This is a genomic window from Algibacter mikhailovii (genome assembly GCF_014651495.1).
Taxonomy (GTDB): Bacteria; Bacteroidota; Bacteroidia; order Flavobacteriales; family Flavobacteriaceae; genus Algibacter_E; species Algibacter_E mikhailovii.
The window spans coordinates 227,556-243,153 of sequence record NZ_BMWZ01000007.1 but is presented as its reverse complement, the minus strand read 5'-3'; the positions used below and the strand labels follow the sequence as shown (position 1 = coordinate 243,153).

General features: G+C 35.7%; 9 protein-coding genes. 6 read left to right on the top strand and 3 right to left on the bottom strand.

The features are described 5' to 3' along the window. Positions 1–169: 169 nt before the first annotated feature. A complete protein-coding gene (locus tag IE051_RS15195) occupies positions 170–3,094 on the top strand; it encodes a M61 family metallopeptidase (protein ID WP_189362188.1) in 2,925 nt (974 codons plus the stop codon). A 99-nt stretch (positions 3,095–3,193) separates the two neighbouring features. On the opposite strand, the gene IE051_RS15190 is transcribed toward IE051_RS15195, so the two are convergent. The 3 genes from IE051_RS15190 to IE051_RS15180 form a co-directional block, all read right to left on the bottom strand. Beyond that, the gene (locus tag IE051_RS15190) at positions 3,194–4,762 is read right to left on the bottom strand and encodes an amidohydrolase family protein (protein ID WP_189362186.1); all 1,569 of its coding nucleotides are present in this window, start codon (positions 4,760–4,762) and stop codon (positions 3,194–3,196) included. A gap of 171 nt (positions 4,763–4,933) precedes the next feature. Continuing rightward, positions 4,934–5,839, bottom strand: a complete 906-nt coding sequence (locus IE051_RS15185; protein ID WP_189362185.1) for a diacylglycerol/lipid kinase family protein — start codon at positions 5,837–5,839, stop codon at positions 4,934–4,936. Next, positions 5,836–6,780 carry a phosphatase domain-containing protein gene (locus IE051_RS15180; protein ID WP_189362183.1) on the bottom strand — a complete coding sequence of 315 codons (945 nt, stop codon included), beginning with the start codon at positions 6,778–6,780 and terminating at the stop codon, positions 5,836–5,838. Before IE051_RS15180 ends, IE051_RS15185 begins: the two co-directional genes overlap by 4 nt. 423 nt (positions 6,781–7,203) lie before the next feature. On the opposite strand from IE051_RS15180, the gene IE051_RS15175 reads away from it, so the two are divergent. The 5 genes from IE051_RS15175 to IE051_RS15155 all read left to right on the top strand — a co-directional run bounded on the left by IE051_RS15175 (position 7,204) and on the right by IE051_RS15155 (position 15,568). Beyond that, on the top strand, positions 7,204–9,393 hold the full coding sequence (locus IE051_RS15175) for an acylase (RefSeq protein WP_189362182.1): 2,190 nt from the start codon (positions 7,204–7,206) through the stop codon (positions 9,391–9,393). A 111-nt stretch (positions 9,394–9,504) separates the two neighbouring features. Continuing rightward, entirely contained in the window at positions 9,505–9,966 is a 462-nt protein-coding gene (locus IE051_RS15170) for a DUF4174 domain-containing protein (protein WP_189362180.1), read from the top strand. Positions 9,967–10,612: 646 nt separating this feature from the next. Next, positions 10,613–10,861, top strand: coding sequence for a hypothetical protein (locus IE051_RS15165; protein WP_189362178.1), 249 nt, complete (start codon positions 10,613–10,615; stop codon positions 10,859–10,861). Between the two features lie 213 nt (positions 10,862–11,074). Continuing rightward, positions 11,075–12,028, top strand: a complete 954-nt coding sequence (locus tag IE051_RS15160) for a proline iminopeptidase-family hydrolase (RefSeq protein ID WP_189362176.1) — start codon at positions 11,075–11,077, stop codon at positions 12,026–12,028. Positions 12,029–12,286: 258 nt separating this feature from the next. Continuing rightward, a complete protein-coding gene (locus IE051_RS15155; RefSeq protein WP_189362174.1) occupies positions 12,287–15,568 on the top strand; it encodes a WD40/YVTN/BNR-like repeat-containing protein in 3,282 nt (1,093 codons plus the stop codon). The last annotated feature ends 30 nt before the right edge of the window (positions 15,569–15,598 follow it).

The following is a 15,598-nucleotide window of genomic DNA, read 5'->3' as shown; positions in this document are numbered from 1 at the left end:
ATCCATTTAAACCTGTGGTCATTGTTCAAAAAGTAACCTCATGAATTAAAAACATGAAGACTACTTGTTTTCCAATTTCAATATGGCAAAGCTTTATTTTATTGAGATGTTGGACTTTGAAAGCCGTTCTATAATATTAAAGTTCAAAAGCGAATAACGTTACTAGTCAATGAAAAAATTAATTCAAACGAAATCCCTTTTCCAAAACCTAATTGTCTTAATATACTTTCTAAGCGCTTTGCCTTCAGAAGCCAAAAACAACCCTGTAGATAAAACGCCTGTAATTTACAGTGAAATAAATTTAAACCAGGTAAAAGACGATATGGTTCCTGTAACCATTAGTTTTGATGGTATAGCAAGTAAATCAATGATTTATAGACTGCCAAAGGTGGTTCAAGGCACCTATGCCATTAGCGATTTTGGAAGATTTGTTCATGATTTTAAAGCATTTGACAAAAAAGGAAAGGCACTAAAAGTCTCTAAAACTGATGTCAATTCATGGAAAATTGACAAAGCAAATAAACTCTCTTCAATCACCTATCTCGTTCAAGACACCTACGATCTTAAAGAAGGTGAATTTGATAATATCCCGCAATTTCCTGCCGGCACCAATATAGATCCAGACAACTATGTACTGAACCTCCACGGTTTCATAGGCTATTTTAAAGGTTTAGAAAATAATAACTACCAAATTAAAATTAATGCTCCAGAAAGTTATAAGTACGCGACAGCCCTGCCTTTAGAATCCAGTTCAAAAAACGCCAACAACAAAACCGTTGTTAACACATTCTCTGCTACGCGCTATTTTGAGGTTATAGACAACCCGATCATGTATGGCCATATTGATATTGAAAAATTTAAAATCAAGGATATAGAAATTGTGATTAGCACCTACTCCCCTAACAATATCTATACGGCCAAAGAGATCAAAGAAGTGGTTGAAAACACCATGAAATCTCAAGTAGAATATTTAAAAAACTATGGGACTACTACGTCGCGATATGATATTCACATCTACTTTTTTGACGGTACGGAAATCAACCCAGAAGACTACGGTGCCTTAGAACACCATACATCTACAGTTATGGTAATGCCTGAAAACACTGCTAAAGAAGACTTATATAGCGATTTAAAATACTTTATCTCTCATGAGTTCTTACATACCATTACCCCATTAAGCATTCACTCTGAAGATATTCATAACTTTAATTATCACAGCCCAAGTTTTTCAAAACATTTGTGGTTGTATGAGGGTGTGACAGAGTATTTTTCTAAACTGTTTAAAATAGACCAAGGGCTAATTACTGAGGAGCAGTTCTATAAGGTTATTACTAATAAAATAAAGCGCTCGAAACGCTATGATGATACCATGAGTTCTACTGAGATGAGTGAAAACATACTCCTAGAACCATACAGCAACAACTATCCAAATGTCTACCAAAAAGGTGCTTTAATAGGCATGTGTTTAGATATTTTAATTCGAAAAGAAAGTCATGGTGAGCAAGGTCTATTGGATTTAATGAAAACGCTTTCTAAAACCTATGGGAAAAACACCCCCTTTGAAGATGATTATTTGCTCGATGAAATAACAGCGCTGACGAAACCGTCTATCGGTGAATTCTTAAAAAACTATGTTGAAGGAAGTGCAGCCATACCCTATCAAACCTATTTTGATATGGTTGGTCTTAATTACAAGGACGGCAAACTATCAGCGTATGAAAATAGTACAGACCAACAACTGAAAATAAGACGTCATTGGTTGAACAAATTCAGCTCTACTGTTGTATTTGAGCATGCCAATGTCATCCCAATGACTACAAACGAAGTCTTAAATGATCAAACTGTTGTTGTAGTAGATGGCAAAATAACCAGCATAACCTCAACGAAAACAGCACCAAAACACGTGGCTGACCTTGTTATAGATGCTACTGATAAATATCTAATTCCGGGTTTATCTGAAATGCACTATCATTGGCGAGATAAAAAAAGCCCTATTGAAAACGAATTCAAATTACTCCTTGCCAATGGCATTACCATTGCAAGAAATATGGCCGAATATGGAGGCCAAGACCATGTAACCATTAGAGAAAAAACAAAACAAGGCGAGATTTTAGGGCCAAACTATTTTACTACAGGGCCTTATTTAAGTTATGATCAATTGAAAACCTTTGAGGACATAGAGCGCATTGTTAGAGAACATAAAGAGAAAAAATACAACTTTCTTAAAATTGGGGATGGAGTAGATATTCCAAAAGAAAACTACTTAAAGCTACTTGATGAAGCCTATAAACATGACATTACGGTTATTGGTCATGGGCAACATAATTTACCATTGGAATTTTCACTGAGAATGAAATCTATTGAGCATGTAGAGGAGTTTATTTATATCTTTCAAGAAGGCAATGTCTATGAAAACGTCGATCTTTTTGAAAATTCAAAAATATTAATCCATGATATAGATTATCTAAACAAGGCGGCAAGACAAGTAAAAGAAAGCGGTGTATATGTAGCGCCAACCTTGGTGATTTTTGAAATGATTTTACAGTACCTTGATGAGGAGAAATTTGCCCTTCTTCAAAAACACCCTAAATCGAATTACTTAACACGCGGCGAATATGAAAAATACCTAACAGAAAAGAACCATTATAGAGCAGATCTAAAAGGCATACAAATTGTAGGAATAGATTCAGATCTCTTTTTTGAAAACTTCTTTGACTGGATGAAAAAGTTCACTAAAATATTAAACGAACATCAAGTGCCTCTGCTTACAGGAAGCGATACCTTTGGTATGGTAGTACCAGGGTTTTCTATACATAAAGAGTTTGAATTTTTACAAGATTCCGGACTAGAACCTTATGAAATATTGAAAGCTAGTACTGTAAACGCCTCTAGGTATTTAAATATCATTTCCATGGAAGGCACCATCGCAGAGGGAAAAAATGCCAACCTAGTTTTATTAAACAGAAACCCACTTGAGGATATAAAAAACACTCAAGATATTCATGGAGTAATGCTAAAAGGCACGTGGTATAACAGAACGCAATTGGACAAGTTTTTAGAGGAAGTTGCCAACTACAATACCGTAAAAAGATAAATCAAGGTAAACACTTGAAAGAAGCAAGTGCACTCTTCTTAGATGCCAGGGTATTAAACTATCCTAAAGTTCAAACTGGGCTATAAATTGGTTTCAGCCCTAATTGGTCACACCAGGTTGTGAAAGTTTCCAGTTCAGTTTTTTCTTTTCATCATCTACCATATTTTTAACATCTAGCAGTAACCGTTTAGCATCATAAATAACACCATCTTTAATAGTGTATTTTACTCCGCCTGCCCGAATAATTTGGTTTTCTTTTGTCAATTGAACAGCCCCTGTTCCGTAGAGGACTTTTAAGTTTTTCAACGGATTTTCATCCACAATAACAAAATCAGCCATTTTCCCAACTTGAATGGAACCTATTTTATCATCCCAGTTCAAAGCTTCGGCACCATTTAATGTCGCCGCTCTTATAACTTCTAATGGATGGAATCCGGCCTCCCTTAAAAGTTCTAATTCCCGAATGTATGCAAAGCCATACAATTGATAAATAAACCCAGAATCAGACCCAGTGGTCACCCTACCGCCTCTGTTTTTATATTCATTTATAAACGTCATCCAAAGCTGATAGTTCTTTTTCCAGGCCACCTCCTGTTCTGTACCCCAATTGTGCCAATACGATCCATGCGAAATTTTACTTGGCTCATAGAATTCCCATAATGACGGCAATGTATAGTCTTCGTGCCACTCTGCTCGTCTGGCTCTATGTAAATCCCTACTGGCTTCATATATATTAAAAGTAGGATCTATAGTGAAATCTAGATCAAGTAATTCATTCATAACCTTATTCCAATGCTCTGAATGAGGTTTGGCCGCTTGCGCCCATAACTTACCTGCTTCTTCGAAACGATCCTGTTCATTTTGATAATTATAATCTAAGGGGTAATTCTGTATTGTTCTATCTTCAAATAGTGCTTCAGGCAAACCATACCAATGTTCCATAGAGGTTAAACCCGCTCTTGCGGAGTGCAAGACATTCCATCTGGCAACACTTAATTGGGCATGATGGCATGCCGAGCCTAAGCCTAATTTTTTGTTTTCATCTAATGCAGCGCTCATAATTTCAGGTTCTGCCCCAAAAAACTTAATACCATCTGCTCCTTTTTTGGCATTTTCTCTAACCCATTCACGTGCTTCTTCAGGCGTCTTAATTCCATTTTTAGCGCCACTACCAAAACCTGTGTACCCAAAGATTCTAGGTGCAACGATTTCATTGGTCTTACTTTTGTTTTTCAACTCTAAAACCTCTTCGGCACTTCTTCCGCTAGGTTGCCTTATAGTAGTAATACCGTGAGCCATCCATAGTTTAAACACATATTCTGGATCTGCACCCTGTGCATCTCCTCCAATATGCCCGTGCATATCTACAAAACCAGGTAATAAATACATACCAGAAGCATCCAATTCTTTACCGCCTTGTATTAGTTTTGGTCTATCACTGTCTTTAATCTCAACATCGGGGTAGCCCACAACTTGTATTTTTACAATTTTATTATTTTCAACTACAATATCAACTGGCGATATTGGAGGTGACCCATCACCATTAATCAAAGTAACGCCGCGTATTATTAATTGGTCAAAAGGGCCTTCTCCCAAATAGTTCTCTTGGGCCTGTAATAAGAGCGTAAAAAAGCAGGCAATAAATAAGCAAAGTTTAGTTTTTATCATGGCTACGGAAATTTCTAATTTTAAAGATAAAGGTTTTCAGTATTTTACAATTGGATTTTCTTTGTTTCTTAGAACATAAATGACCTTTTAGATGAAATTCACAACCTCTGTGCTACTCATGATAAGGCCCAGTTGTGCATTGGAAAAAACATTAACTAAGCGAAAATACTCTTATGAATCCGCTTTAAGGAACGCGTTATCATGATGTGTTATCAATTTTACAGCTCCGGGTTTTATTTCTGTTTTCAATTCTAAAAACTTACCAATAACCTCACCATCTAATTGCAACAATCTAGGTTCTTGAAACTTAATAATTGCCTTTGTGGTAGAAATAGATATACTATTCTGACTATCATAAAAGTTTTCATCAAATTTAGACAGGCCTGCTTTTAATAATGTACTCGAATTGATTTTTTGTACAACCACGATCTCAAATTTTCCATCCATGGGATTACCATCAATATTTAATGGAATTCCTGTCCCGTATTTTCTAGAATTACAAATACCAACCATTAACCCCGACTCATTAATAGTTTCTCCGTTAGCCGTTATAGAAAACTTAAATGGCTCTAAATTCTGTAACGCTTCAAGAAAATATTTTGCATAGGTAGCCATCCCTCTATTCTTATCTTTTTCATAAGATTCAACTATACTAGCATTTACACCTACGTCTCCAATATGGATAGAGTAATGTTCATCATTCACTACTACTAAATCAAGACCTTCAACAACATCAGATAGCAAGACATCTTTAAAAGCCTCTATGGGGTCTGGGTTTACAAATAATTCTGTAGCCATACCATTTGCGGAGCCCAGCGGGATAATTCCCAAGGGATAATCTGTATTTAATAATGCTATCGCAGTAAATAATGTGGTTCCATCACCACCAACGGATAACACTTTATCTGGTTTTATCTTAGGCAAGATTAATTGTAAATTTTCTAAATCATTCTCACCAGTAGTTTTAAAAACCTCATAATCAACACCATATTTTTCACAAATGTTTCTAGCACTATTTAAAAACGGCTCTTTGTTTACACCGCCTGATATTGGATTTACAACAAGTAATATTTTCATAACTCTGCTTTATTTGTAATTAAATTTCTGAGGAGATCGATCTCCTTAACTATATCTGTGCTTTCATTAAAATAAACGGCATTTGGAAAAGTTGATTTAAGCTTTTTCCAAAGTAATTGTTTCCGCGAATTAATTCTTGATCTTGTTTGGTGAATATAAATTCTAACAATCTGATTCTTATATTTTCTAGATATCACTTCATAAACCTCCATGTCTTTTTGAGTATCATCTCCAATCAAAACAAATTTCTTATCACTTGAATGCTTTAAGATAAATTCAATTCTGTCCAGTTTAAAATCCTTTCCTTTCTTTCTTTTTGTAAGTTCACGTAAATTTAAATATGGTGTTAAAAACAGAACGCCTTTAGGCAATGCTTGTTTTTGAATAAAGGTAGTTAAAACATCAAACAAATTTCGCTCACTTTTAGAAACATAGAACATGTTAATATCATTCAATTCTACCAATTTTAACAATTTTTGAGTAAAATCAATGGGTTTTCTTTTTGCGGGAGGAATAAAACTTAGCACACCTATTCTTTGAAAAAAACTAGCCGTATGAGAAACCAGAATGGTATCATCTATATCAGAAATTATAGCGAATCTCGTATCTGAATATTTAAAAAAAATGGGGTAATTCTGATGGATATGTAATTCTTCTTCTTGATACCAAACACGAACATTAGGTGCCTTGTCAAAGGAAATATTCAATTCAACTTCAAAAACAGCATGGCCATTAGTCTTTACTACATAGCTGTTATTATCTATGAAAACTGTAATCTCCTGGTTTTTAAGCAATGGTTTTTTATAAGAGCTAAGAACACCTCTTAGTGTATTAAGAAGTCCGGTTTGTCGCTTTTTTTTATATGGCGTATTCAATATTAATCCACTAATAATAGTCCTTGACTTATAGGAGACTACCGATATTTGCGGAATAAAAGGCATATTGTTTAAATGAAATTATGAATACTTATTTAGAGATCATTTGGCATGTGCGTTGGTCCAATTTCTGTTCTTAATACAAAGACCATTCACTTTGTTTTTTATAAACACCCAAAAAGACCTTTTAGTACTCATGTGAAATTACGAATTAATAACACTTAATTAAGCAAAATTTAGGCATTGATTTTTTTGCATGCCTTACCTGAGCAAATACAGAGGGGTGTAAAGAAAATTTAATAAGAAATCCAATAACATTTTGAAATCAAAAATCAGGAATTATGTCATATTAAAACAGTCCATAATATCGATGCTAATTTATTAGGCATTAAAACTAAAATACCACTGAAATTTTCTTTCTGCGATTTCTTAGTTAACTTTAAGGACTTTACCGGCAAAATATGCCAATACAGTAATCCCTCTAAAATTATGGCTATAAAGCAAATCTATTTCGTTTTAGCACTGATATTATTCAATTGCTCCAATAAGGAACACAGTAATCAAGTTCATGATGATCACGCACGTTGGCATAAACACCAAGCGAATACAGAAATTATACGTGATGATTTTGGTGTCCCTCATATTTACGGAAAAACAGATGCTGATGCAGTTTTTGGATTACTGTATGCGCAATGTGAAGATGATTTTAATCGTGTGGAACAAAATTACATTTGGGCAACAGGCAGACTAGCTGAAGTGGAAGGCGCTGAGGCCTTATATAGTGATTTAAGAGCCAAGCTTTTTATGACCCAAGAACAGGCAAAAGAGAACTATAACAATAGCCCTGAATGGCTAAAAGAATTATGCCTTGCTTTTGCTGATGGTATTAATTTTTACTTGCACAACAACCCCGATGTAAAACCAAAGTTAATTACCCATTTTGAACCTTGGATGCCAATGTATTTTAGCGAAGGTTCTATAGGGGGAGATATTGAACGCATATCAACTAAAAAATTAAAAATGTTCTATGACAGTGGTATGGACATCCCATTGAACAAAGACCTAGACTTACAAAAGCAGCAGGAAATGGCTGAGCCAAAAGGATCAAATGGTATTGCTATTTCAGGAAAACTAACCCAGTCTGGAAATCCCCTTCTACTTATTAACCCGCATACTTCTTTTTATTTCAGGGGAGAAGTTCATGCCGTAAGCGAACAAGGATTAAATGCATACGGTGCAGTAACCTGGGGACAATTTTTTATATACCAAGGCTTTAATGAAAAGACTGGCTGGATGCACACCTCCACATACACTGATATTCTGGATGAATTTAAAGAAATCATAAAGAAAACTGGGCAAGGTCTATTTTACAAATATGGCGATGAATGGAAACCTGTAAACGTTTCAGAAGTCAGTCTCAAATATAAAGAAGGAAACACGCTTAAAGAAAAAAGTTTTCCGGTATACCATACGCATCACGGACCTATCACCCACATGCAGGACAAACAATGGGTTTCAACAGCCATGATGTGGAATCCAACCAAGGCTTTAGAACAATCTTATACCCGAACCAAACAAAGCGGCTATAAAGGGTTTAGAGAGATGATGAATTTAAGGACGAATTCATCTAATAATACGGTTTACGCAGATGCTGAAGGTAATATTGCCTATTTTCATGGTAACTTCATTCCCGTTCGTGACACTGTTTTTGATTACACCAAACCGGTAGACGGCAGCAATCCAAAAAACGACTGGAAAGGCTTGCATACCGTTGATGAAAACATCTTAATTCTCAATCCCGAAAATGGCTGGATCCAAAATTGCAATTCTACGCCTTTCACTGCCGCAGCCGAATTCAGTCCAAAGAAAAAGGACTACCCCAACTATATGTCTGAAGATGAAGAGAATTTCCGCGGCGTCCATGCCATAGCATTGCTCACCAAAAGCAAGGGGTATACCATAGACAATCTTATTGAACTAGCACATGACTCTTATTTGCCAGCTTTTGAAGCTTTAATCCCGGGTTTAATAAAAGCCTATGATGAGTTAGACCAATCAGAATCTCTTAACGCACCCATTAACATACTACGCCAATGGGATTACAGAACTTCTAAAGAATCAGTGGCAATGACCTTGGCTCATTTCTATGCTGTACAATTTATCAAAAAAGCGGAGTGGCCAAAGGGGTTTTCAGGCATGGAATTCATTACCTATTGCGGTGAGGCTTCTCCTTTGGAGCAAAGAATAGAATTTTTCAAACAAACAATTTCTCAATTAGAGCAGGATTTTGGTTTTTGGGAAATACCATGGGGTGAGGTTAATCGGTTCCAAAGATTAAATGGCGAAATAAATCTAACATTTGATGATGATAAACCAAGTATTCCCATAGGCTTTGCTTCTGCCTGGTGGGGAGCTTTAGCAGCCTATGGGGGTTCAATTAATAAAACCACTAAAAAACTTTATGGCACTAGAGGTAACAGTTTTGTTGCTGTTGTAGAATTTGGAGACAAGGTAAAAGCCAAATCAATGTTAGTTGGCGGTCAAAGTGGACATCCAAATTCGAAACACTTTAACGATCAAGCGCAGCCTTATGCTGATATGCAATTTAAAACTGTTCCTTTCTACAAAGAAGATGTTTTAAAAAGAGCTGTATCGCGTTATCACCCAGGAGATGAATAATGAATTTAGGACAGGAACAAAAACTCGTTTATAAATTAATGGAGTTATTATATGACCCGCAATTTAAAATTGCTTATACCATGCTACTTCCAAAAAAAGCGAGTAAAACATATGAGTAAAAATAAAAAGAGTGTCTTTAGGATATTTCCAATACTTTTATGTACTATGATGTTTATAAAAGTAAACGGACAGCATTTGGATAACTATAAATGGAAAAATCGGATTTTAATTGTTAAAACATTAAATGAAAACAGCCCAAAATATAAAGCGCAACTCAAAGAATTTAAAAACGCTTTTTCAGAATTAAAGGAGAGAAAATTAATTCTATTTCTTATTGTTGGAGATAAATATCAAAAGATTGATGGTGACGCGTTAGAAATTAATACAACCTGGAAATCTTTGGAAGATAAACATAAAAATATCTCAGATGATTCCGATGATTTTGAGGTTGTTTTAATTGGTCTGGATGGCGGAATAAAACTAAAAAAACAAGACGTCTTAACAACAAAAGAACTTTATAATGTCATAGACCGTATGCCCATGCGACTGAATGAACTCAAGCATAAAAAATAATAAAGCTTATAAAACTATGTTATTGTAAAAAGAATTAGGCCGTTCCTGCGCCTTATGACATGTTGCATTCACAGAACAACTTCTCACGCTATAAGCTACTTTAGAAATAATTAGCGGCATTTAAGATTAGTCCTTATGGAGTCATTCTAGTTTAAGAGAATCTTTGTATTTTAGTAGAAGTACTTTCTATGCCCAAATTTCTGCCCAATGTAAATCGATATCTTTTCGATTGGACTTAGCCTCGATTAAAGAAAATAGGACATGGAAACAAAAGATATTATAGTCATATCCATAAGTGTATTAAGTTTTATACTTGCTTTCTCAACGTTCTACTTTAACATTATACGTAAAGCCATTATAGATGTCTCCATTGGGGATAAGGTGCGTATATATCATTTGCGAAAGAACACAGCTTTTTATATCCGATTCAACATTATTAATACCTCAAAGAAGTCCGGTCGAATCTCAAAAATTGTCTTAGAAGTCGTCGATCCGGAAGGGTACGCGAGGAGAATGCCCTACTTAGGAAGGTATCTATACGACAATAACGAATATACTCAGGTAAGTGGAAGACAACATTTCTTTTTAGAAAGTGAAAGGCTGCTTTCTGATCAACTTTTATGGTTCTGGTGGAATCGAGAAAGAAATGAGATGCCCATTACTTCTGGATTATATAAATTTACACTTTTCGTGTGGTGTAACCACTCAAGAACCCCCTTTAAAAACCGATTCAAAAAACCTAACTATTACTGGTGCATCGGCATCTGTACTCGAAGAACGTTATGCGCTTGGAACAGACTCGAGAACATTGATATTTGGATTTGATGAAAATCATATAATGGGACTATACGCTGTAAAAGGAGACCAATCTAAATGGCATCATTTAGTGCCATGAATGGGAAAATTAAACGCTTGGTCGCTACAAATATTCAGGAGAAAGTAGATGTTAGATAGCAGATTAAAGCAGGTAATTTGGACTTTAAATCACCAAAACAGGTATCAATATGTCAAGTCAGCCTAGGCCAGGAATTGCGTTGTTTAAATACGTTTATTATTTGTACATTTAAAAAAATACTTATGTTCTAAAAACGGATTTCAAAATACACTTATGACCCGCACTTCAATCTATTATCTCTTGTTCATTCTTTTTATTTCCAGCTGTACCTTTAATTCAAAACCATCAAATCCGTTTCTCTATCAAAAACAAGGTCTCATAGCGGTAAAAGGTGGAAAAATTTGGTATGGCATAATGGGTGAAGGAGATAAAACACCGATACTTTGCCTGCATGGCGGGCCGGGCGGTACAAGTAGGAGTTATTACAATTTATCTGAGATATCCAATAAGCATCCTGTAATTTTTTTCGACCAATTAGGCTCGGGTCTATCAGATCATCATCAGGACACAACCTTATTAAAGGTCGACTTATTTGTTGAGCAAGTTAAAGCGATTAAATCAGAACTAAAACTGAATGAATTCTATTTACTAGGAAGCTCCTGGGGAGCAGCATTAGCGCTTGAATACTACAAGCACTATCCTAAAGGTATTAAAGGTATTATATTCAATAGTCCCTATTTTAGCACACCAATATGGACCAATGACGCCGCAGTGCTTATCTCAAAACTTCCAGACTCCATCCAAAACGCCATTTATATTGCTGAGAAGGATAGTGTCTTTAATACATCTTCCTATATTGCTGCAGACAGTTACTTTGCAAGCAAGCATGGTCGTAGAAAAGAGTTTATAAAACACCCTTATGACACCTTAATTTCCAAAAGAAATAATTTCATTTATAATTACATGTGGGGGCCAAGTGAATTCACTGCAACTGGTACCTTAAAAAATTACGATAATGTTGAAAGCCTTAAAAAAGTGACAATTCCTGCGTTGTTCACTACTGGTGAATTTGATGAAGCGCGTCCAGAAACCGTTAAATCACTCAGTAAACTGATAGAAGGAGCTACATTTGTTTCCATTCCTGACGCAGGACATTTTTCACTCAATGATAATAGGCCTGCAGTTGTAAAAGCAATACAAGAATTTATTGATCACCAAGAGAATTAAGGAAAAATCAAATAAATAACAACCTTAGCCCTATTATCAAACCTATGCAGGGACCCATAGGGCAATTACTAATCTTTTTTCGCATTGCTTGTTTCAGTTGAATTAATTAAATTTGAGTACGTCAGATTTACCATTCGCACTGGAGGTCACTTTATAAAACGTGTCCTATATTTTATTACCCAGAATCGGTTTATCCTTATGTTCTTTAAGAATCACCTTAATACCCAAATAGTTTATTCTCATTTAAAAAACACCTTAATGAAAAAATTACATGTCATTGTATTTCTACTCTTAATCCTTGGACTCCAAGACATTCAAGCTCAAAAAACAAAAAAAGAAGACACACAACCTTTAGACGAATTTAATATTGATTCACTTAAATGGCGAAGTATAGGCCCCTCTTTAACATCTGGTAGAATTTCAGATGTTGCCGTAAATCCTAGTAATCCCTTTGAATATTATGTAGCTACTTCTGCCGGAGGTGTCTGGAAAACGATTAATTCGGGCGTAAGTTATGAACCTATCTTTGATGACGAAGGCTCCTACTCTATTGGTTGTATAACTATAGATCCTAATAATTCTAATGTCATTTGGGTTGGTACCGGAGAGAACAATAACCAACGTTCTGTTTCCTATGGAGATGGCATTTATAAATCTCTTGATGGTGGAAAAACTTGGACAAACATGGGGTTAAAAACCTCAGAACATATTGGTAGAATTATTGTCAACCCTGAAAATTCTAACGAAATTTATGTTGCGGCTATTGGTCCGCTATGGAGCAAAGGTGGCGAAAGAGGATTATATAAAACCATAGATGGCGGGCAGACATGGGAAGCTATTCTTACCGTAGATGAGCATACTGGGGTGAATGATGTGCAGATGGACCCAAGAAATCCAAACGTGCTATATGCCTCTACCTTTCAACGCAGAAGGCATGTGTTTACTTATGTTGGGGGCGGACCAGGCTCTGGAATACACAAAAGTACTGACGGTGGAATCACATGGACAGAAATTAATTCAGGGCTACCAGAAACTGAATTAGGCCGTATTGGTTTAGGTATTTCTCCAGCAAATCCAGAAATTATTTATGCCATAGTAGAAGCTGCTGATGCCAAAGGTGGTTTTTATGCCTCTACAAATAGAGGTGCCAGTTGGGAAAAAAGAGGTGACCATGTAACCAGTGGAAATTATTATCAAGAAATCATTGCAGATCCCATTGATGAAAACACCATCTACTCCATGGATACTTGGATGTCTGCAAGTCATGATGGCGGAAAAACATTCAATAAAGTAGGTGAAGTCACCAAACACGTAGATAATCATTGTATGTGGATAGACCCGAACAATAATAAACATTGGTTGGTTGGCTGTGATGGTGGTATGTATGAAACATTTGATGCTGCTAAAACATGGGATTTTAAAGAAAATATTCCTGTGACTCAATTTTACAAAGTGGCAGTTGATAATGATTATCCATTTTATAATGTATACGGAGGAACTCAAGATAATTTTAGTTTTGGGGGCCCTTCTCGAGTACTTACCAATCATGGCATTACAAATTTTGATTGGTTCATTACCCAAGGTGGTGATGGGTTTGAATCTCAAATTGACCCGGAAAACCCTAATATTGTGTACGCACAATCTCAATATGGTGTTTTAGTACGCTACGATAAAAAAAGTGGGGAAAAACTAGGTATTCAACCTAGCGAGCGCGCCAATGAAAACAGCTACCGTTTTAACTGGGATGCACCATTGGCAGTAAGTAAACACGCTTCAGGGAGGTTATATTTTGCTGCCAATAAAGTATTTCGCTCTAACGATTATGGCAATAGTTGGGATGTTATTAGCGAAGATCTAACGCAACAGATTGACCGAAATAAATTAAAGGTATTTGACCGTATAGTGAGTATAGATGCCGTTGCAAAAAATGGATCAACATCGCTTTATGGAAGCATTGTGGCCTTATCTGAATCGCCTATAGATGAAAACCTTATTGCTATTGGAACCGATGATGGTTTGATCCAAATCACAGAAAATGGAGGAACCACTTGGCGTGCCATTACAAATATTTCCGGTGCACCTAATCAATCCTATATTAACAGTGTTTACCTTTCCAAACATGACGTTAATGTGATGTATGTTGCCTTCAATCATCATAAATATGGTGATTTCAAACCTTATATCTTTAAATCAAATAATAAAGGAAAAACATGGACTTCTATTAGTGCTAATTTACCAGAGAAAGGAAGCGTCTATGCAATTGAAGAAGATCATATTGATAAGAATTTGATATTTTGTGGCACAGAATACGGTGCATTTTTCTCACCAAACCAAGGACAACGTTGGAAACAATTGAGTTCTGGATTACCAACCATTGCTGTTAGAGATATTGCAATTCAGGAACGAGAACATGATTTAGTACTTGGTACTTTTGGAAGAGGGTTCTATGTTTTAGATGATTATTCTGCGCTGAGAGAAATTGAAAATTCAGAATCTAATGAAATCGCAAAAATATATCCTATACGCAAAGCACTATCCTGGGAGAAGAGTTCACCCTTGGGACTACCGGGAAAATCCTTTCAAGGCGATAATTTTTATACCGCTACAAACCTTGGTCCTGAAGCCATCATAACGTATTACTATAATGACACGCCTAAATCTTTAAAAGAAAAGCGTACAACAAAAGAAAAGGAACTCATTAAAAATAGAAAAGATGCACCCTATCCTACTTATGAGTCATTAAAGTCTGAAATGGAAGAACTAGAACCATCTTTAGTATTCACAATTAAAAACAGTGAAGGTAAAGTGGTTCACAAAGCATTTAGAAAACCTAAAAAAGGATTACAACGTATTCATTGGAATCTGCGCTATACATTACAAAACCCAATTGACTTGAGTACCTCTTCGTTCTATAACCCTTGGGAACCTATAGACGAAGGTACTTTGGTAGAACCGGGGACATATTCTATAGATCTGTCCATGTACAATGAGGGTGAGATAAGTACACTTGTAAGCCCTGTAACATTTGAGGTTGTCGGTTTAGAAAACACAGTAATGCCAGCTGATAACAGAGCAGCCAAAGTAGCTTTTCAAAAAGAAGTGGCAAAAGTTGCAGCTGATTTACAAGCTTGCCAAAAAATTATAAACGAAACCAATTCAAAACTAAAATACATTAAGTCGGCCATCAAACGGTCTGAACTACCTTATGGAGCGCTTTCAAAAACTGTTTTAGATATCGAGAATAAACTTAAGGATATCAATGTATTGCTTTATGGCGATCCGATAAAAACTAAATTAGATATAAGTCAACTTAAAAGCCCTGCAGCGCGAATTAAAAATATAAATAGTCAACAAAAATATTCAACCTCTGCTCCAACTCAAACACATAAAGATAGTTATGCTATTGCTAAAACTGAAATCACAGCCCTTAAGCAAAAAGTAGAAATCATTTTTAATACAGATGTAAAACAATTAGAAGACCAACTTATTAAATCAGGTGCACCATATACCCCAGGTAGAGGTTATGAACATAAAAATTAATGAGCTAAAACTATAATAAGATTTTGAGCT

What these genes read in the sequence shown, in the direction of transcription:
- IE051_RS15160 (WP_189362176.1), top strand. Translation starts at nt 11,075, where the DNA reads ATGACCCGCACTTCAATCTATTATCTCTTGTTCATTCTTTTTATTTCC.
- IE051_RS15180 (WP_189362183.1), bottom strand. Translation starts at nt 6,780, where the DNA reads ATGCCTTTTATTCCGCAAATATCGGTAGTCTCCTATAAGTCAAGGACT.
- IE051_RS15165 (WP_189362178.1), top strand. Translation starts at nt 10,613, where the DNA reads ATGAGATGCCCATTACTTCTGGATTATATAAATTTACACTTTTCGTGT.
- IE051_RS15195 (WP_189362188.1), top strand. Translation starts at nt 170, where the DNA reads ATGAAAAAATTAATTCAAACGAAATCCCTTTTCCAAAACCTAATTGTC.
- IE051_RS15185 (WP_189362185.1), bottom strand. Translation starts at nt 5,839, where the DNA reads ATGAAAATATTACTTGTTGTAAATCCAATATCAGGCGGTGTAAACAAA.
- IE051_RS15175 (WP_189362182.1), top strand. Translation starts at nt 7,204, where the DNA reads ATGGCTATAAAGCAAATCTATTTCGTTTTAGCACTGATATTATTCAAT.
- IE051_RS15170 (WP_189362180.1), top strand. Translation starts at nt 9,505, where the DNA reads ATGAGTAAAAATAAAAAGAGTGTCTTTAGGATATTTCCAATACTTTTA.
- IE051_RS15190 (WP_189362186.1), bottom strand. Translation starts at nt 4,762, where the DNA reads ATGATAAAAACTAAACTTTGCTTATTTATTGCCTGCTTTTTTACGCTC.
- IE051_RS15155 (WP_189362174.1), top strand. Translation starts at nt 12,287, where the DNA reads ATGAAAAAATTACATGTCATTGTATTTCTACTCTTAATCCTTGGACTC.